Genomic DNA, 17,299 nt, shown 5'->3' on the forward strand with positions numbered 1-17,299 from the left:
ATGGGATGGCGGATGCCTCGCATACTAGTCGGCAGTGTCTATTTCCTGCGCCTGGACCCGGCGCGGTGGGCGGAGCATCAGCCGTTCCCGCCGCTGGGCACCCTCTATGCCGCCGGCACGCTGCAGGCGTCTGGGCATGAGGTGCATTTCTTCGACGCCATGATCGCCCAGGCCGTGGCCGATTGGTCGGCGCGGGTGGCGGAAGTGCGGCCGGACGTCGCCGTCCTCTATGACGACAATTTCAACTACCTGTCCAAGATGTGCCTGTCGGCCATGCGGCTGGCGGCGCTGGAGATGATCGCCGCCGCCACGGCCGCGGGGGCCAAGGTCGCCATCTGCAGTGCTGACGCCGCCGACCATCCCGACCTCTACCTTGACGCCGGTGCCGGTGCCGTCATCGTCGGTGAGGGCGAATTGACCCTGGCGGAGCTGACGGCCGCCTGGCGCGATGGTGCCGATGACCTGTCCGCCATCAAGGGCCTGGCCTGGCGCAAGGGTGCTGAGACCGTGCGCAACCTCAAGCGTGAGGTACTGCGCGACCTGGACGCCCTGCCGCCGCCGGCCTGGGAACTGGTGGACATGGACGCCTACCGCCAGGTCTGGCGCCGGCACCACGGCTTCTTCGCCCTCAACCTCGTCACCTCGCGCGGCTGTCCCTATTCCTGCAATTGGTGCGCGAAACCCATCTGGGGCCAAGGCTACGCCGTGCGTGGTGCTCGGGCGGTGGCGGAGGAGCTGGCGCGCCTGGTCTGCCTGGCGGCGCCTGACTACATCTGGTTCATGGACGACATCATGGGGCTGAAGCCCCGCTGGTGGGGGGAGTTCGCCGCCGCCATCGATGAATTGGGCGTCAAGGTACCGTTCAAATGCCTCAGCCGCGCCGACCTGGTGCTGCGCGAGGGCGCGGTTGACGACCTGAAGCGCGCCGGCTGCGACATCGTCTGGCTGGGGGCGGAGTCCGGCAGCCAGAAGATCCTGGACGCCATGGACAAGGACCTCTCGACCGGGGAGATAGCGGAGGCCACGGCGAAGCTGAAGGCGGCAGGCATCCGCGTCGGCCACTTCCTGCAATTCGGCTATCCCGGTGAGGGCATGGCAGAGATCGGCCAGACCCTGGCCATGCTGCGCGCCACCCGGCCGGATGAGATGGGCATTTCCGTCTCCTATCCCCTGCCGGGGACGGTGTTTTACGAGCGGGTGCAAAACCAGCTGCGGGACAAGCGGCACTGGGACGTGTCGTCCGACATGGCCATGCTGTACCGGGGCCCCTACACCACCGCCTTTTACCGCCACCTGCACACTTACGTGCATCGCGACTTCCGTGTGCGCCGAGCGGTGGCGCAGTTGCGGGACGCCGTGAGGGGCCGGGCTGGGGGCGGCGATCATCTGCGGGCCCTGGCCTTCGTCGCCTATTGCGGCGTAGCCATCCCGCTGTCCTGGGCGCGGCTGCAGCTGCTGCGCCTGATGCCCCATCCGGCGGCCCCCCGGGTGATGACCGCAGGCAGGGCGGCGCCGTGATCGACATCCTGCTGACCCACGGCTATTTCCTGATGGCGGATCCGGCGGAGCGGGCGGTGATGAAGCCCTATCCGCCGCTGGGGCTGCTCTACATCTCCTCCCACCTCAAGGCCCAGGGCTTCGGGGTGGAGGTGATGGACACCACCTTCATGGACATGGCTGCCGCCCAGGCCACCTTGGCGGCGAAGCGGCCGCCGGTGGTGGGCATCTACGTCAACCTCATGACCCGAGGCAACGCCTTGCGCCTGGCGGCGGCGGCCAAGGCGGCGGGCGCCACCGTCATTTTCGGCGGGCCGGAGCCGGCGAACTACGCCGAGGAATACCTCGGCCGGGGTGGCGATATCGTCGTGTCGGGGGAGGGGGAGCTGACCCTGGCGGAGTTGATCCCCCATCTGGCCCGGCATGGGCTGACCGAACTGGATCAGGTTCACGGCATCGCTTATCGCGGCGAGGACGGCGGCGTGCGCCGTACCCCGGCGCGCAAGCAGATCGCCGACCTGGACGCCCAACCCTTCCCCGACCGGGGCGCCATCGATCTGGAGCGTTATCTGCAGACCTGGAAGACGCACCACGGCGTGCGCTCCGTCTCTCTCATCGTGGCGCGGGGCTGCCCCTACACCTGCAACTGGTGCAGCCATTCCGTCTTCGGCCACAGCCACCGCCGCCGGTCCGCCCAGAACGTGGCGGATGAGATCGAGTTCATCCGCGACACCTACGCCCCGGACCAGCTGTGGTTCGCCGACGACGTCTTCACCATCAACCAGAAATGGCTGGAACAGTTCGCGGCCGAAATGAAGCGCCGGGGCCTGCGCTACCCGTTTGAGACCATCACACGCGAGGACAGGCTGAACGAGCGGGTGGCCGACCTGCTGGCGGAACTGGGCTGCTATCGCATCTGGATCGGCGCCGAAAGCGGGTCACAGCGCATCCTGGACGCCATGCAGCGGCGGACCAACGCGGTGCGCATGCGCGAGATGATCGCCCTGGTGCAGGATCGGGGCATCCGCGCCGGCACCTTCATCATGCTGGGCTATGACGGCGAGACCTGGGAGGACATTGACGAGACGGCGCGCCACCTGCGCCTGTCGGCACCCGACGATGTCCTGACCACCATCAGTTATCCCATCAAGGGGACGCCTTATTACGACAAGGTGGCGGACCGCATCGCCGGCGGCGGCGCCTGGCAGGAGAGCAGCGACCGCGCCCTGACCGTGGTGGGGCGCAAGTCACGCCGTTTCTACCGCCATGCCCAGCATTGGCTGGCGGCGGAAAGCCGGTTGGGGCGCCTGGAGGCCGCTCCTCGGCGCGACCTGCTGCGGCATGCCAAGGCGCGCGCCTCCTCGGCGCTCAGCCGCCTTGCCATGTACGCCACCCGTCATGAGGTGGAACATGGCTGAGGCCCTGTTGCAGCCGGCGGCCTTCGACCGCTTCGCCGATGATTACGACGCCGGCTTCGCCCACAGCATCCCCGGCCGCTGGCTGCGCCACGCCGTGTGGCGGCAGGTGGGCGCCCATCTCTGGCCGGGCATGCGCGCCTTGGACCTGGGCTGCGGCACGGGGGAGGACGCGCTGTGGCTGGCCCATGCCGGCGCCCAGGTGACGGCGGCCGACGGCTCCCCCGCCATGCTGCGGGTGACGGCCGACAAGGCGGCGCGCCTGGGCATGGCCGACAGGGTTGTCACGCGCCTGATCGACCTCAATGCCATTGATGATCTGGGCGGTCCCTATGACATGGTGCTGTCCAACTTCGGCGCCTTGAACTGCGCCATGGATCTGGCACCCTTGGCCGCCGCCCTCCGCCGGGCGGTGGCACCGGGCGGGATGGTGGCCCTGGTGGTCATGGGGCGCTTTTGCGCCTGGGAAACCCTGTGGTATGGGGCGCGCTTGCGCCGTACCGCCGTGCGCCGCTGGTCCGGCCGTTCCACCGCCGACATTGGCGGCGCCGCCATCCCCATCCGCTATTGGACCCCAGGCGACATCGTTCGTGCCTTGGCGCCGGCGTTCCAGCCGGTCTCCGTCCATCCGGTGGGGGTGTTCCTGCCACCATCCGACCTGTTCGCCGGGCTGGAGCGCCATCCCCGCCACCTGACCCGCCTGATGCGCTGGGAGACCCGGGTGGCCGGCCATCCTTGGCTGGCCCGGCTGGCCGACCATCATCTGACCTTGCTGCGGCATGTTTAAGGAAGCGACCGCGCCATGATCCTGTTCTACAACCCCGTCAGCTCCGCCTCCAAGAAGCCGGTCCTGCCCATGTCGTTGCTGGCCATCGGCGCCATGCTGGAAGGGGGGGAGGAGTATCGCATCATCGACGGCAACCTGGTGCCGGACGGGTTGACGGCGCTGCGCCAGGCGCTGGTCGAGACCAAGGCCGACATCCTGTGCGTGACGGTGATGCCGGGGCCGCAGCTGTCCAACGCCTCCCCCATCTGCCGGGCGCTGAAGGCGGAGTTTCCTCACGTCACCATCCTCTGGGGCGGCTATTTCCCCACCCTGCATGGCCAGATCGTGATGCAGGAAGCTTACGTCGATTATGTCTTCCGCGGCCATTGCGAGCTGGCCTTCGGCGAGTTCGTCGCCAAGGTGCGGGCGGGGGAGGATGTGACCGGCCTGCCGGGCCTGGGCTGGCGCGATGCCGAGGGCAAGGTGCACCTGAACCAGAAGCCGCCGGTGCCCGACATCAACGCGTTGCCGGACTTTCCCTACCATCGGGTGGACATGGACGCCTACGTCCGCTCCTCCTTCCTGGGGTCGCGCACCATCGCCCACCACGCCAGCTACGGCTGCCCCTTCCAGTGCAATTTCTGCGCGGTGGTGCACAAGGTGAACGGCCGCTATTCCGCCCAGACGGCGGAGCGGACGGCCGCCGTGGTGGAAAAGCTGGTGCGCGAGCACGGCGCCACGGCGGTGGAGTTCTACGACAGCAACTTCTTCGTCCATGAGGCCCGCTGCGCCGAGTTCGCGGAGCGCATCACTCACCTGGACATCGGCTGGTGGGGATTCGGCCGCGCCGACACCATGCTGAAGTTCAGCGACGGGACCTGGGCCAAGATGCGCAAGAGCGGCCTGAAGATGGTGTTCATGGGGGCGGAATCCGGCGACCTGGAAACCCTGAAGCGCATGAACAAGGGCGGCAAGCAGGACGGCAACGCCATCCTGGCGGTGGCGGAAAAGATGCGTCGCCATGACGTGGTGCCGGAGATGTCCTTCATCATCGGCAACCCGCCGGACCCGGCGAAGGATGCCGAGAACACCATCCAGTTCATACGGATGCTGAAGAAAGTTAATCCAGCAACGGAGATCGTGTTCTACATCTACAGCCCCGTGCCGGTGGAGGGCGCCATGCTGCAGGAGGCGCAGGCGGCGGGATTCGAATACCCGAAGGACGTGGCGACCTGGACCGAGGCGAAGTGGGAGAAGTTCGCCCAGCACCTGTCGTCCAACCTGCCGTGGATGAACGACGACATTCGGCGCAAGATCGGCAATTTCCAGCGGGTGCTGCACGCCCGCTACCCCACCATGACCGACACCCGCCTGACCCGTACCGGCCGCTTCGCCCTGCGCACTATGGCCGCCTGGCGGTACAAGACGCAGTTCTACGACTTCCCCATCGAACTGCGGCTGCTGGACAAGGTGTTCCCTTACCAGCGCCCCGAAATCCAAGGGTTCTAGGATGGGCGCCTTTCCCCTAGCGCGCGTCTGGCGGGGCCGGCGCCTGGCCGGGGTGCCGGTGGTCACCCTGATGCCGCACAGCCGCTGCAACTGCCGCTGCGTCATGTGCGACATCTGGAAGGCCAACCGCAACGGCACCAGCCTGGAACAGGCGGCGGTGGACCGGCTGGTGGACGACTTCCGCACCCTAGGCGTGCGCTGGGTGGTGCTCTCGGGTGGGGAGGCGCTGATGCACCCCAACCTGTGGGGTCTGTGCGCGGTGCTGAAGGCCCTGCCGCTGAAGATCACCCTGCTCAGCAGCGGCCTGCTGCTGGAACGGCACGCCGCCGACATCGTGGACTGGTGTGACGAGGTCATCGTTTCCTTGGACGGGCCCGAGGCTACGCACAACCGCATCCGCGGCATCAAGGACGCCTACGCCTCCCTGGCCGCCGGCGTGGACGCGCTGCGGCGCCAGCGGTCAGGCTACCCGGTGGCGGCGCGCTGCGTCATCCAGCGCGGTAATTTCCATGAGCTGCCTGCCATCGTCGATGCCGCCAAAGCCATCGGCCTGGACAGCATTTCCTTCCTGGGCGCCGACCTCACCTCCACCGCCTTCAACCGGCCGCAGGCCTGGGCGGAGGGCCGGGTGGAGGAGGTGGGCCTGGCACCGGCCGAATGCGACGCCCTGGATGCCGCCATTGATCAGTTGGCGGCCAGCCATGGCGGCGACTTCGCCGGTCGTTACATCCAGGAAAGCCCGGCTCGCCTGCGCCGCATCAGCGCTCGGTACCGCGCGGCCCATGGCATGGCGCTGCCTCCGCCCGTGCGCTGCAACGCGCCCTGGGTCTCCACGGTGGTGGAAGCCGACGGCACGGTGCGGCCCTGCTTCTTCCACGAACCCATCGGCAGCCTGCGCGACGGCACCCTGCCGGAAATCCTGAATGGTCCGGTGGCCCGCTCCTTCCGCGCCGCGTTGGACGTGGACAGCGATCCCGTCTGTCGGCGCTGTGTCTGCAGCCTCAAGCTATGAGTACCGCCATGGCCACTCCCCAGCCGGCCCCGCCGCCCCCGCCCGTTTCCACCGCCACCCGCCTGTTGTGGACGCCCTGGACGGCGGCCAAGCGGGCGGTGCTGCGCCGCCGCCTGGGCCGGGCGGTGTTCGAGAAGATCCGGAGCCGCTCCTTCGTCGTCTGGCCGGGGGTGTTCAACCCTGTGGTCTTCCGTACCGGCCGCTTCCTGGCGGAATTCATCGCCACCAGCCCGCTGCTGGAACCGGCGGAGGGGGCGACTGCGCTGGACATGGGCACCGGCTGCGGCGTGCTGGGCATCTTCGCGGCCTTGCGGGGATACCAGGTGGCGGCGGTCGACGTGGTGCCCGAGGCGGTGTCCTGTGCCCGGGCCAACGCCATCCTGAACCGGGTGGCGGTGGAACTGCACCAGGGCGACCTGTTCGCCCCCGTGGCCGGCCGCACCTTCGACGTCGTATTGTTCTCCCTGCCGAAGTTCCGGGGCACGCCCACCACCACTTTCGAGCAATCCTGGCGTAGCCCTGACGTCATCGACCGCCTGGCCGCCGAACTGCCCGCCATGCTGAACCCCGGCGGCCGGGCCTATTTCGTGCTGACCAGCCACGGTGACTGCGCCGGCATGCTGAACGGCCTGGCCCAAGCCGGCCTGGTGGTCGAGCGGGTGCTGTGGCAGCACTTCGGGGTGGAAACGCTGGCGATCTATTCCGCGACGACGCCAAACCGCGACAGCAGCGCCGCCGTATCCAACTGAGGCCTAAGCGCCGCCAGCATTTCCGCCACGCTCATGCGCACGTACTTGGCCTCGCCGCCTACCGTCAGGCGGCCGAAGCCCGGCGGGGCGCTCAGGCTGTCGTCCACCAGCACCGGCTGCCCGGCGCGGACCACCAGGAGGATGTCGGCGGGCGTCAGGGCGAAGAAGGCGTCCCACGGGTCGTCGGCGGTGCGCCGGGCGATGACCAGGTCGTCGGCCATGGTGTGCCGCCAGAAGCGCGCGGCGCGGAAGGTCAGGCTGGCAAACAGCTCCGCGTCCGCCACGCGGCCACGGGCCTGGCGCAGATGATCCCACAGGGTGCCGGGGGCGGAGATGGTGGCGTCGGTACCGAACAGCAATTGGGTGTGGCGCAGGGCGGCAGCCGCGTCCGCCGTGCGGCCGAACAGGAACAGGTTGCTGGCGGGGCACCACACCAGGGCGGCCAGGCGTCGGAAATCCTCACCCTCCAGGCTCACGCCGTGCACGCCGGCGACGGCACGGCGGAACAGGTTTTCCTTCAGGAAGGCCAGGGCGCGGCGGCGGCTGTCGGCGGTCACCCCCTCCGCCAGATGCGTCACCGCCGGTCCCAGCCCGGCCATCCAGCGCCAGGGGCTGGCCAGTTCCGGCGAATGCAGGTCCTGAAAGGGTGCCAGCACGCGGATGGGGCCCTCGACCGGCGCGCCGCCATGGTCGGCCACCGCCGTCACGCCCCACAGTAGGTTCTTCAGCAGGCCGATCTGGATGCGCAGGCGGGCGGGGATGGCTTCGATACGGGTGACCAGCGCGCGGTTCGCCTGCACGTCGTGGCTCCAGCCCAGGAAGTCGTCGTAGGGCGGGGAACCGGTGGGCGGATAGCAGTTGAAGGCCAGGTGGTCGTGGGAATTGATCAGTCCTGGAAAGGCGATGCAGTCGTCCAGCCGCCGGCCGTAGGTCCCCACCAGATCCGCCAGGCTGCCCGGGGGCGCGGTGGGGCCCATCCAGTGCGGCGGCATCACGGTGTCTCCGGCCCGGCATGGGACAGGCGATAGGCCAGCAGGCCCAGCGCCTCATGCGCCGCCAAATCCAGGTGCGCCAGGTTGGCGGCCAGGGACAGATGGGTTTCCGGTCCCCGGGCCGTGGTCAGATAGTCCGATGGCCAGGGGATAACCTTCCAGCCCACGCGCGAGGCCGAGAGCATGGCGCGCGGCATGTGGTAGGCGGAGGCGACCAGCAACCAGGTCTGCCCCGGCGCCGGCTGCGCCATCCGCTTGGCCAGCACCAGATTTTCCAGGGTTGTGCGCGACCGTGCCTCATAGCTCACCCGCGTGTCGTCCAGGCCCAGGTCAGCCAGCACGTGGCGTGCCACCTCGGCCTCCGGCATGCCGGCCGTGCCCAGCTCACCCGATCCGCCGCTGAAGATCACGCGCGCCTCTGGATGACGGCGGGCCAGCGCGGCGGCGGCCAGCAGGGTGCCGCCGTCCGGGCCCACGCCCGGGACCCCCCGGTCGCGCAGCACCTCGCCATTCAGGCCTTCGCCCAGCACCAGGATGCCGTCGATGGTTGGGGGCTCCATCGGCCGTGGATGGAGCCCTTCGATGGGCCGCAGGGCCCAATTGCCCACGGGCAGGGTCAGCAGGACCAGCAGTGTCAAGGCGCAGGCCGTTGCCGGCACCACGGCCGCCGGATGGCGCCGGGCCGCCAGCACGGCGGCGGCGAGGGCGCTCCATACCAGCACGTGGCTGGGCGCCACCAGGTACCAGCCGATCTTGGAGACAATGAAGAATTCCAGCGGCGTCATCCTGGCGCACCGCCCATCAAGTGTTTGAATTTACACCGTATAGTCCTACGCTTCCGCCTCATGTCGAAGGGGTGCCGGCCATGACGATGACGGATGTGATGAGGACGCCGATGCGCCTGCTGCGCGGCCTGGGGCCGTGGCGCCGCTCGCCCCGGCGCTTCCAGCCCTTCAGCTACACCAAGCCGGACCGATACCCCTGGCTGTTCACCTTCGTGCGCGAGCGGCTGGGTGATGGGCCGGACCGCCGCCTGCTGTCCTTCGGCTGTTCGGTGGGGCAGGAGGTGACCAGCCTGCGCCGCCTTTTCCCAGAGGCTCGGCTGAAGGGCATCGACATTGACCCGCGCAACATCGCCGACGCCCGCGCCCTGAGGCTGACGGGCGTGGAGTTCGCCGTGGGCGACAGCACGGCGGGGGAGGTGGGCGGCAGCTTTGATGCCATCTTCTGCCTGGCGGTACTGTGCAATGGTACCTTGACCACCAGCGGCGCGCAGCGTTGCGATCCCGTGCTGCACTTCGCGACCTTCCAGGCCATGGTCACGGACTTCGCCCGCTGCCTGAAGCCGGGTGGCCTGCTGTGCCTGGTCACCACCAACTTCCGCTTTCGCGATACCGACGTGGCCGCCGGTTTCGACGTGGCCCTGACCATCTCCCCCGACCAGTTGGCGCCCGATGTCATATTCGGACCGGACAACCGCCTGATGCCGGGTGAACGCTACACCGACGTCGTCTTCGTCAAGCGTTGAGCTAGAAGACATACTGGACCAGCAGGCCGATGGTCTGGACCGTGTAGTTCTCGGGAATGACGCCCAGGTAGGTGTTGTTGTTGATCACGCCTGCCGTCAGGCCGGTGTAATGGAAATCCACCACCCGCTCATAATTGAAGCGATAATACAGGCGGTAGGACAGCTCTTCCGACATTTGCCAGCGCACATCGGTTTGCAGGGCGTGGCTGTCGTAGGTGATCTCCGGGAAGCTGTTGCCGGCCTGCGCCGGCGTCAGGCTGTTGAAGAAGGCGCCGGTGCTGGCGAAGGCGTAGTCGATTGCCGTTCTGGCGCGGGTGAAGGTGTAGTCCGCGTTCAGCGAGATGACGCCCCAGCTGTGATGGGCGTTCAGCCCCAGGGTATAGTTGTCCGACCCCACCGTTTCCGTCCAGCCGTTGGCCAGGGGATAGCCTGGGCTGCCGGCACTGCCGCTGGTGCCGCTGCCGGTGGCGTTGATGTTGGCGACACCCCGGTCCTGGTTCTGATAGGTGACATAGCCCGTCAGCGTGGTCGCCGCCGACATCTGGTAGGTGTAGGCGGCGGTGATATCATAGGCGTGGGTGGCCTGCAGGCCGTAGGCGGCGTCGTACTCGTCCACCTTCAAGCTGCCGGTCAGCTGCAGGTCGCTGCGCGGGGACAGGATGTAGTTGGCCTGGCCACGCAGCACATGCTCACTGCGGTTGGCGACGTCAAACTTGCGCAGGTCGGCCAGGGCGAAGGCCGGATCGCCCGCCGGCGTCGCGGGGATATAGCCGGGCAGGGCCGAGGAATAGTAGGGCGTATAGGGGTTGGACTGGTAGTCGCTGCCGATGCGCCGCGCGAACTCATAGGACAGGCGGGCGGTGCCCCACTCATACCCCGCGGTGCTGACCTGCAGCCGGGCGATGTTGTCGTGGGCGTCCGCGATCTCCCGTACCGTGTGGTCGATGGTGTCGTTCTCGTAACTGAGGTCCAGCTTCCAATGCGTGTCCAGGCGGTAGGCCGCCTTGACCGTCGCCTGCAACGCATTGTTCGCGAAGGGCATGTTGCGGATCTGGACCAAGCTGCCCGGCGTGTTGGCCCGGTAGATGCCGCTCAAGGACGGGATGAAGGGCGCCAGCCCGCCGTCGATGGCGATGTAGCCGTACTGCCCGGTTTGCGGATTGTAGGCGACGTAGTTGGTGCGGTTGGCCTCATCCCGGTCGCGCACTTCCACCGTCAGGCCCAGGTCGGGACTGACGGTGTAATGGTACTGCGCCACCGCGTTCAGGATGTTGATGGCGGCGTTGGCGGTGGGCTGGCTCAGCGCCGAGGCGCTGTTCCATTGGCCGAGGTTGATGGTGTTGCCGCCGCTGGTGATCAGGCCGCCGCCCGTGCTGGGCGCCTGCAACTCATCATCCTGGCGCATCAGGCTGTAGGACAGGCTGGCGGTGAAGCGCGAGGCTGGCGACAGCTGCACCGCCAGATCACCCTTCACCGTGTGATAGTCGTTGTTGGGCGCCAGGCTCAGCCGGCCGGTCTGCGGGATATAGGCGCCAGCGGTGGTGTTGGAGGTCAGGCCCGGGTTTTGCCAGGTGAGATCCAGGATGTCGTTGCGGAAAAAGGACCCGGCATAGGCCAAGTTGGCCTGGAAGTTCTGTTCCTTGTAGCGCACGCTGCCGGTGACATCGACGGTCTGGTAGTGGATGGGCTGGATCAGCTGGGTGGCGCCGTTCTGGAATGGATAGCCGAAGGTGGCGCTGATGGGCTGGGTGCCGTTGCGCTGCTCATCGGAAATCTTCAGGAACAGCTCGGTATGCTCATCCGCCGTGTAGGTCAGGGAGCTGCCGGCCTTTTCCCGCAGGATGCGCAGGGTGCTGGGCCCCACCGCCGCCGCCACGGCGTTGACCTGCGCCGAGGTGGAGGCGCCGGGCGTCAGGCCGCCGCGCAGGGTGAGGTTGCCGGTGCCCACCCCGTCCCACAGCGACTTGGCGGTGGTGGAGAAGGTGTGCGGGATGCTGTCGAAATAGGCCTGCAGGTCGAACACGCCATAGCGGCCGACGTCCACCTGGTAATACTGGTCGGTGCGGCCCAGGTTCTGGCCGTAGGCGGAGGCGTGCAGGGCGGTCTTCCGGTTCTCTGCCGAGAAGCCCAGGCCGGTGACGGTGAAGCCGTTCTTCCAGTCGCCGTATTCGTTCAGCGCGGCCGAACGGCTGTCCTGGCCGAAGGTGCCCATGATGCCGGCCTCGAACCAGCCCTGGGTCCACCAGTCGGGGGCGCTCTTGCTCTGCGTCATGTCCGGCGTGCGGAAGGGCACGGGATACATCAGGCCTGTGGGCGTGCGCGTCACGTCGTCGATGATGGACAGGCCGTCGCTGTCCCGTGCCCGGTTCATCACCTGGGCTGTGGGGTTCAGGACGTTGCCCGGCCCGCCATAGCCGGTGGTGCCGCTGTCGGCCTGGGCCGCCGTCACGGCCAAGGGGGCGGTGGCCGCCAGCAGCCAGCGGGTGTGGGTTTTCAGACGAGGTCTCATCGTTCGAACCGTGCGCCGGAGGGACTGTTGGATCCGTGGATGTTCACGTGGCAGGTCTGGCAGCTGGTGGCGATCAGGCGCGGGTCGGGCATGGGCCCGCGCGCCATATTGCCGGCCGTCAGCAGGCTTCCGGGGTGGCCGTCTTGCGAGTGGCACTGCTGGCACAGCACCGGGCGCGGCGCGTTCAGCAGGTTCTCGAAGTTGGACCCGTGCGGCGAATGGCAGTTCAGGCAGCTTTCCCGCACCGGCGCATGCTCGAACAGGAAGGGCCCGCGCTTGTCGGCATGGCAGGTGAAGCAGACCTCGTTCACGCTGTCGGCCTTCAGCAGGGGCGCCGTGGTCGAGCCGTGCGGGTTGTGGCAGTCGGTACAGCTGAGCTTGCCCTCCAGCAGGGGCATGTGCGACCGGCGGGCGAATTCCGCGTGCTGGGCCTTGTGACACTGGAAGCAGGTCTCGTTGATGCTTTCCCGGGCGGTCAGGCCGCGTGCGCCGAAGGTGGTCATGGGATTGTGGCAGTCAGCGCAGCCCAGCTGGTTGCTGTCATGAATGCTGTCATGCCAGAAGATGCGCTGGCCGCCGGCATGGCAGGTCAGGCACTGGCCGTTCTGCTCCGCCACCGGCGTTTTGCTTTTCTTGGAAAAGCTGATGATGGTGGTGAGATCAGACGGATCCTCGACATGGGCGGAGCCGGGCCCGTGGCAGGCCTCGCAATTCTGCGCCTGCAACTCCGTGCGCGGGTTCTGCTGGAACACCTTGGCATGGATGGTGTGGGCCCAGTTGGTCGCCTCCTGCTGGTGGCAACTCTCGCACGTCTCACGGCCGACATAGGTGCGCTGCGGCTTGGCCTCCGCCTTTGGCGTCTCGCTTTTGGGTGGCTCGGGGGCATAGCTGGCAAGGCGCGTCCATTTTGACGCCGCCGGCTGCGGGGCCGGCGCCGGGGTGAACTGGGCGGCTTTCAGGCTGGGGTAGGGGGCTTGCGCCGCCATGCCGCCCGTTGCCATGCCGCCCGTCGCCATACCCATGTGCGCCGGGCCTGCGGGCATGGCGGCGATGTCGCTGTCGATACGGTGCAGGGCGTCGGCGTCGACATGGCCCGCATGGATGCGCGCCATTTCATCCCGCAGGGCCGCCTGGTCAGGCGGCAGCACAGGCGTTTCCGCGCGGGCCAGGCCCGCCAAGCCGCAGGCCAGCAGCAGGGCCAGAACGACGCCGCGCCTCATTGCGGCGCCAGGGATTTGAGGTAGGCGACCACGTCCCGGCGCTGTTGCTCATCCGCCAGACTGAAGGGCATCTTGTTCGAGACGGATGGGTCGCCGACGAAATCGCCCAGGTATTTGTGCGGGTTGGCCAGGTAGGCGACGATATTGTCCTCGCTCCACACCAGGCCCTTGGCCGCCGCTTGCTGTACGGCGGGGGAATAGCTGTAGCCGTCGATGCTGCCGGCCGGGCGACCGACCACGCCGAACAGGCTGGGACCCACCTTGTTCACGCCCTGCTCCGCCGAATGGCAGGCGGCGCATTTCTTGAAGACGGTGGCGCCGTTGGCGGCATCGCCCGCAGCGCGGGCCGTGCCGGCACACCCCACGGCCAAGGCCACCACCAGCGCGGCGGAAAACAGGTTTTGCTTCGGCGTCATACAGCGGCTCCCTCAGTCCCTGTCCCCTCAGACGGGTGGGACCGGCGGGATATTCCCCTGCCGCCTCGAAAAAGTGAGTTTTGAATAAAGTATTGGACTAGTGGCTGGGCGTCAGACCGTCTTCTTGGCCTCCCCCGTCACCGGTGTCCAGGATGGCGGGTCGCTGGCGGGGAAGGAGTCCTCGCTGGCGTCCTCCACCGCGTCGCGATCGGGCATATAGGGCGGTGGGGCGTTGGCCTTGTCGATCAACGCCCTCTGGCCCTCGGCCATGGCCTGCGGCACCACGGGGCCCGGCGTCGTGACCACGGTCTGATGGCCCCGGATGCTCGGATCCTCCATACGGGCCGGCGCCATGGTGGGGCCGCTCAACACCTGCCGCATCTGGTGGGTCTGCGGCCGGGGCAGGGGGCGCGGCCGCTCCTCCGGATCGCTGATCTCATAGGGCAGGTTGTGGCGCTCCGCATAGTCCACCGCCTCCTGCAGCTTGTCGAAGGCGAGGAAGACATCCATTTGCGGATCGCCGCCGCCCTTCCAGCCCATCAGCGGATCGGTTTCATGGGTGGGCTTGGCCTCATACGTCAAGATCCAGGACATTTTGCGGCCCGGCGCGTTCTGCATCGTCGCCGGCGCGGGCCGGCGAATATAGGCGCGGAGCGGGACGGGGATGCCCAGAGGATCGCCCGGGGATCGAAGCGGCTTGGTCATGTGTCACCTCCAGAAGGAAACACCGCTTCAAGCGTCATTGCCCGGCTTCGTTCCCCGCCTCCCCGAAACGGAACCGGCCGCCCTTGCATCTGTTGACGCCGCATACCCCCTTGCGGAGATAGGATCATGAGCGAAGCAGGCAACGGCACCTCACGCCGCACGGTCATCGGCGGCTTGGCGGCGGGCACGGCGATGGCGGGTTTCACGGCGGTTCCCGCCCAGGCGGCGCCCGCGACCGCCGGAGGCAGGCGCGCGACGCCTGAATATCCCAGCCCGCCCTTTCCCAAGCAGGAACAGCAAGAGCCGCCGGGTCTGGCCAGCCGTATGAACCCCCGGCCGGACCATGGCGAGGAAAGCTACAAAGGGTCCGGCCGCCTGGCGGGGCGGAAGGCCCTGATCACGGGGGGCGACAGCGGCATCGGCCGCGCCGCCGCCATCGCCTTCGCCCGCGAGGGGGCGGACGTGGCGTTCGGCTACCTGCCGGTGGAGGAGCCGGATGCGAAGGAGGTGGTGACGCTGATCCAGGATGCGGGCCGCAAGGCCGTGCCCCTGCCGGGTGACATCCGCAACGAGGCCTTCTGCCAAAAGCTGGTGGCCGACGCGGCGCGCGAACTGGGGGGGCTGGACATCCTGGTCAACAATGCCGCCCGGCAGCATTCGGTGGACAGCCTCACCGACATCAGCAGCGAGCAGTTCGACGACACCTTCAAGACCAACGTCTATGCCATGTTCTGGATCACCAAGGCGGCCATGGCGCACCTGGGCAAAGGGGCGGCCATCATCAACACTGCCTCGGTCAACGCCTACGACCCCTCACCCAATATCCTGGATTATTCGGCGACCAAGGGCGCCATCATGATTTTTACCAAGGGCCTGGCCAAGCAGTTGGCCAAGAAGGGCATACGCGTGAATGCCGTGGCGCCGGGTCCAGTGTGGACGCCCTTGCAGCCCAGCGGCGGCCAGCCGCCGGAAAAGCTGGTGACCTTCGGATCGGATACACCTCTGGGCCGGCCGGGGCAGCCGGCGGAGCTGGCGGCGCTCTACGTGCTGCTGGCCAGCAACGAGGACACCTTCTCCACCGGCCAGGTCTTCGGCGCCACGGGCGGTCACGGCGGGCCGTGAGGCCCGCCGCCCCGCCGCCCCCGGGGGGAGCTCAAGCGACCTTGAGCACCACTTTACCCCGCACATGCTCGTCCTCCAGCACGTGCTCCGCCTCCGCCGCCTCTTCCAGGGCGAAGACCTTGTCGACCTGCACCCGCACACGGCCGGCGTCGATGAGGCGCCCGATCTCCACCAGCTGGCGGCCGTCGGGGTGGGCGGTATAGCGCGTGCCCTCGGCGTCATGCTCCCTGGCCTTGTCGGCCGACGGCTCGGTTAGGGTGGAGACCAGGACGCCACCCTGTTTCAGGACTGACCATGACCGGTCCTGGGTTTCCCCCGCCACCAGGTCGTAGACCAGGTCAACCTCCGGCACCTCATCCTCGAAGCGCTGGTTCTTGTAGTCGATGGCCTTGTCCACGCCCAGGGACCGCACCCACTCCAGGTCCCCTTCGGAACAGGTGGCGTAGACGGTGGCGCCGTAGGCCTTGGCGAACTGCACGGCGAAGTGGCCCACGCCACCGGCGGCACCGTGAACCAGCACCCGCTGCCCGCCCTTCAGGCGGCCATGGTCGAACAGGCCCTGCCAGGCCGTCAGGGCCGCCAACGGCACCGCGGCGGCGTGGATGGGATCCAGCCTCTCCGGCTTGGGCGCGCAATGGGCAACGTTGGCCACCACGTACTCGGCATGGCCGCCCCGGTCGGTGGGCAGCATGGCGAAGACCGCGTCCCCTTCCGTATAGCCGGTGACGGCGCGGCCGCATTTCTCAATCGTGCCGCACATGTCGCGGCCCAGGGTCAGCGGCAGCTGGTCGGCCGGGAGGTACTTGCCACTGCGGATCTTGTAGTCGACGGGGTTCACGCTGGCCGCCTGGACCCGTACCAGCACCTCATAATCACCGGGCTCGGGTTTGGGCACATCTTCCAGCGTCAGAACCTCGGTCCCGCCAAAGCTGTGGATACGCACCGCCTGCATCGGAGCCTCCTCTCTCTCACGTGGGGACGATGGGGCAGCAAACCCGCCAGCGCCGTCATGGTTCCGCGTCGCCGGTGGGAACCAGGTCGCCCCATCCACGGCGCTGCCATAGTGCACCAGTACCTGGGCGCCCCGATCCCGCGGGAAGCACCGGTGACGAGAGCCAGATGTGAACCGAGCCTCGGACGGCGTTTAACCGCCGTGCTCGAGGGATAAGGCCGGGATAGGTCCGGCCCGCCACAATTTCAGGCGCACCCTATTTGTCGCCCACGATGCGGGCGTGGCGGGGGGACTGGCGGCGGAAGGCGGAATAGTACTTTGCCATCACCTTGCTGGGGGCGGCCAGCCGCGCCAGCAGTTGGTTACGGAAACCGATGGCCAGGGCGTCCTGCGGCTCGTGGGCGAGGTTCGCCGTGGGATGTTTGACCCAGGCGGGAATCGCCGGCTCTGCCGGGATGAGGCCCAGTTCGCGTCCCGTGGTGGCGAACAGGGAGAGGGCGTGGTCGATCTGGCTGCGGCTGTGAGCGGCGCTGACGCTGGAGCGGAGCAGGGCAAGGCCCTTGGGTGTGGCGGGGGGCAGGCTGACGTTGGTGTAAAGGCCGGCCTCCAGCAGGCGTGTCCAGAAGGCGAAGGCCGTCTTGGGATCCGGCATGATGGCGGAGACGACGGGGCTGGCCTCGGGCCCGACATGGAAGCCCAGGTCGCCGAGGCCGGCATGGAAGCGGCGGGCGTTGTCCATCAGCTGCTGGCGCAAGGCCGGGCGGTGGCGCAGCTGGTTCAGCGCCTCCGTCACCGCCGCCACCACGGCCGGGGGTAGGGAGGCGGTGAACATGTAAGGCCGGCTGGCGACACGCAGGATGTCGAAGCCGTCCATGTCGCTGACGCAGAAGCCGCCGATGCCGCCCAG

16 protein-coding genes are annotated in these 17,299 nt (G+C 68.0%); 8 read left to right on the plus strand and 8 right to left on the minus strand.

The features are described from left to right. The first annotated feature begins 12 nt into the window (after positions 1-12). Genes FBZ87_RS26185 through FBZ87_RS26210 form a run of 6 tightly spaced genes read left to right on the plus strand, consistent with a single transcriptional unit; the run spans position 13 to position 6,948 of the window. Positions 13-1,518: a B12-binding domain-containing radical SAM protein gene (locus FBZ87_RS26185; RefSeq protein WP_145613518.1), complete on the plus strand. Its 1,506-nt coding sequence runs from the start codon at positions 13-15 to the stop codon at positions 1,516-1,518. Continuing rightward, complete coding sequence (locus tag FBZ87_RS26190) at positions 1,515-2,915, plus strand: B12-binding domain-containing radical SAM protein (protein ID WP_186454994.1); 1,401 nt, start codon at positions 1,515-1,517, stop codon at positions 2,913-2,915. Before FBZ87_RS26185 ends, FBZ87_RS26190 begins: the two co-directional genes overlap by 4 nt. Next, complete coding sequence (locus FBZ87_RS26195) at positions 2,908-3,699, plus strand: SAM-dependent methyltransferase (protein WP_186454995.1); 792 nt, start codon at positions 2,908-2,910, stop codon at positions 3,697-3,699. The genes FBZ87_RS26190 and FBZ87_RS26195 overlap by 8 nt, the downstream gene beginning before the upstream one ends. Positions 3,700-3,714: 15 nt before the next feature. After that, a complete protein-coding gene (locus FBZ87_RS26200; protein ID WP_145613520.1) occupies positions 3,715-5,187 on the plus strand; it encodes a B12-binding domain-containing radical SAM protein in 1,473 nt (490 codons plus the stop codon). A gap of 1 nt (position 5,188) precedes the next feature. Then, the gene (locus tag FBZ87_RS26205) at positions 5,189-6,199 is read left to right on the plus strand and encodes a radical SAM/SPASM domain-containing protein (RefSeq protein ID WP_145613521.1); all 1,011 of its coding nucleotides are present in this window, start codon (positions 5,189-5,191) and stop codon (positions 6,197-6,199) included. 8 nt (positions 6,200-6,207) lie between these two features. Continuing rightward, positions 6,208-6,948 (plus strand): methyltransferase, encoded by a 741-nt coding sequence (locus FBZ87_RS26210; RefSeq protein ID WP_186454996.1) that lies wholly within the window; start codon positions 6,208-6,210, stop codon positions 6,946-6,948. On the opposite strand, the gene FBZ87_RS26215 is transcribed toward FBZ87_RS26210, so the two are convergent. After that, positions 6,897-7,940 (minus strand): amidohydrolase family protein, encoded by a 1,044-nt coding sequence (locus FBZ87_RS26215; RefSeq protein WP_145613523.1) that lies wholly within the window; start codon positions 7,938-7,940, stop codon positions 6,897-6,899. The genes FBZ87_RS26210 and FBZ87_RS26215 overlap by 52 nt on opposite strands. Then, on the minus strand, positions 7,940-8,725 hold the full coding sequence (locus FBZ87_RS26220) for a YdcF family protein (protein WP_145613524.1): 786 nt from the start codon (positions 8,723-8,725) through the stop codon (positions 7,940-7,942). The genes FBZ87_RS26215 and FBZ87_RS26220 overlap by 1 nt, the downstream gene beginning before the upstream one ends. A gap of 80 nt (positions 8,726-8,805) precedes the next feature. Here FBZ87_RS26220 and FBZ87_RS26225 point away from each other — a divergent pair, with 80 nt between their 5' ends. Then, the gene (locus FBZ87_RS26225) at positions 8,806-9,468 is read left to right on the plus strand and encodes a class I SAM-dependent methyltransferase (RefSeq protein ID WP_145613525.1); all 663 of its coding nucleotides are present in this window, start codon (positions 8,806-8,808) and stop codon (positions 9,466-9,468) included. A 1-nt stretch (position 9,469) separates the two neighbouring features. On the opposite strand, the gene FBZ87_RS26230 is transcribed toward FBZ87_RS26225, so the two are convergent. The 4 genes from FBZ87_RS26230 to FBZ87_RS26245 all read right to left on the minus strand — a co-directional run bounded on the left by FBZ87_RS26230 (position 9,470) and on the right by FBZ87_RS26245 (position 14,318). Next, on the minus strand, positions 9,470-11,977 hold the full coding sequence (locus FBZ87_RS26230; RefSeq protein ID WP_145613526.1) for an MtrB/PioB family outer membrane beta-barrel protein: 2,508 nt from the start codon (positions 11,975-11,977) through the stop codon (positions 9,470-9,472). After that, positions 11,974-13,197 carry a DmsE family decaheme c-type cytochrome gene (locus FBZ87_RS26235; RefSeq protein ID WP_211107212.1) on the minus strand — a complete coding sequence of 408 codons (1,224 nt, stop codon included), beginning with the start codon at positions 13,195-13,197 and terminating at the stop codon, positions 11,974-11,976. Before FBZ87_RS26235 ends, FBZ87_RS26230 begins: the two co-directional genes overlap by 4 nt. Next, positions 13,194-13,613: a c-type cytochrome gene (locus tag FBZ87_RS26240; RefSeq protein ID WP_145613527.1), complete on the minus strand. Its 420-nt coding sequence runs from the start codon at positions 13,611-13,613 to the stop codon at positions 13,194-13,196. The genes FBZ87_RS26235 and FBZ87_RS26240 overlap by 4 nt, the downstream gene beginning before the upstream one ends. A 111-nt stretch (positions 13,614-13,724) precedes the next feature. Then, the gene (locus FBZ87_RS26245) at positions 13,725-14,318 is read right to left on the minus strand and encodes an NADH dehydrogenase ubiquinone Fe-S protein 4 (RefSeq protein WP_145613528.1); all 594 of its coding nucleotides are present in this window, start codon (positions 14,316-14,318) and stop codon (positions 13,725-13,727) included. A 126-nt stretch (positions 14,319-14,444) separates the two neighbouring features. Between FBZ87_RS26245 and FBZ87_RS26250 the strand changes: the two genes are divergently transcribed. Beyond that, complete coding sequence (locus FBZ87_RS26250) at positions 14,445-15,440, plus strand: SDR family oxidoreductase (RefSeq protein ID WP_145613529.1); 996 nt, start codon at positions 14,445-14,447, stop codon at positions 15,438-15,440. A 31-nt stretch (positions 15,441-15,471) separates the two neighbouring features. On the opposite strand, the gene FBZ87_RS26255 is transcribed toward FBZ87_RS26250, so the two are convergent. Continuing rightward, positions 15,472-16,392, minus strand: coding sequence for an NADP-dependent oxidoreductase (locus FBZ87_RS26255; protein ID WP_145613530.1), 921 nt, complete (start codon positions 16,390-16,392; stop codon positions 15,472-15,474). A gap of 256 nt (positions 16,393-16,648) precedes the next feature. Then, positions 16,649-17,299 (minus strand): aminotransferase class I/II-fold pyridoxal phosphate-dependent enzyme (locus FBZ87_RS26260; protein ID WP_145613531.1); only part of this gene is annotated, 651 nt, incomplete at its 5' end.

It is taken from the genome of Nitrospirillum amazonense (genome assembly GCF_007828035.1).
Lineage (GTDB): Bacteria > Pseudomonadota > Alphaproteobacteria > Azospirillales > Azospirillaceae > Nitrospirillum > Nitrospirillum amazonense.

What these genes read in the sequence shown, in the direction of transcription:
- FBZ87_RS26185 (WP_145613518.1), top strand. Translation starts at nt 13, where the DNA reads ATGCCTCGCATACTAGTCGGCAGTGTCTATTTCCTGCGCCTGGACCCG.
- FBZ87_RS26195 (WP_186454995.1), top strand. Translation starts at nt 2,908, where the DNA reads ATGGCTGAGGCCCTGTTGCAGCCGGCGGCCTTCGACCGCTTCGCCGAT.
- FBZ87_RS26200 (WP_145613520.1), top strand. Translation starts at nt 3,715, where the DNA reads ATGATCCTGTTCTACAACCCCGTCAGCTCCGCCTCCAAGAAGCCGGTC.
- FBZ87_RS26205 (WP_145613521.1), top strand. Translation starts at nt 5,189, where the DNA reads ATGGGCGCCTTTCCCCTAGCGCGCGTCTGGCGGGGCCGGCGCCTGGCC.
- FBZ87_RS26210 (WP_186454996.1), top strand. Translation starts at nt 6,208, where the DNA reads ATGGCCACTCCCCAGCCGGCCCCGCCGCCCCCGCCCGTTTCCACCGCC.
- FBZ87_RS26215 (WP_145613523.1), bottom strand. Translation starts at nt 7,940, where the DNA reads ATGCCGCCGCACTGGATGGGCCCCACCGCGCCCCCGGGCAGCCTGGCG.
- FBZ87_RS26220 (WP_145613524.1), bottom strand. Translation starts at nt 8,725, where the DNA reads ATGACGCCGCTGGAATTCTTCATTGTCTCCAAGATCGGCTGGTACCTG.
- FBZ87_RS26225 (WP_145613525.1), top strand. Translation starts at nt 8,806, where the DNA reads ATGACGATGACGGATGTGATGAGGACGCCGATGCGCCTGCTGCGCGGC.
- FBZ87_RS26230 (WP_145613526.1), bottom strand. Translation starts at nt 11,977, where the DNA reads ATGAGACCTCGTCTGAAAACCCACACCCGCTGGCTGCTGGCGGCCACC.
- FBZ87_RS26235 (WP_211107212.1), bottom strand. Translation starts at nt 13,197, where the DNA reads ATGAGGCGCGGCGTCGTTCTGGCCCTGCTGCTGGCCTGCGGCTTGGCG.
- FBZ87_RS26240 (WP_145613527.1), bottom strand. Translation starts at nt 13,613, where the DNA reads ATGACGCCGAAGCAAAACCTGTTTTCCGCCGCGCTGGTGGTGGCCTTG.
- FBZ87_RS26245 (WP_145613528.1), bottom strand. Translation starts at nt 14,318, where the DNA reads ATGACCAAGCCGCTTCGATCCCCGGGCGATCCTCTGGGCATCCCCGTC.
- FBZ87_RS26250 (WP_145613529.1), top strand. Translation starts at nt 14,445, where the DNA reads ATGAGCGAAGCAGGCAACGGCACCTCACGCCGCACGGTCATCGGCGGC.
- FBZ87_RS26255 (WP_145613530.1), bottom strand. Translation starts at nt 16,392, where the DNA reads ATGCAGGCGGTGCGTATCCACAGCTTTGGCGGGACCGAGGTTCTGACG.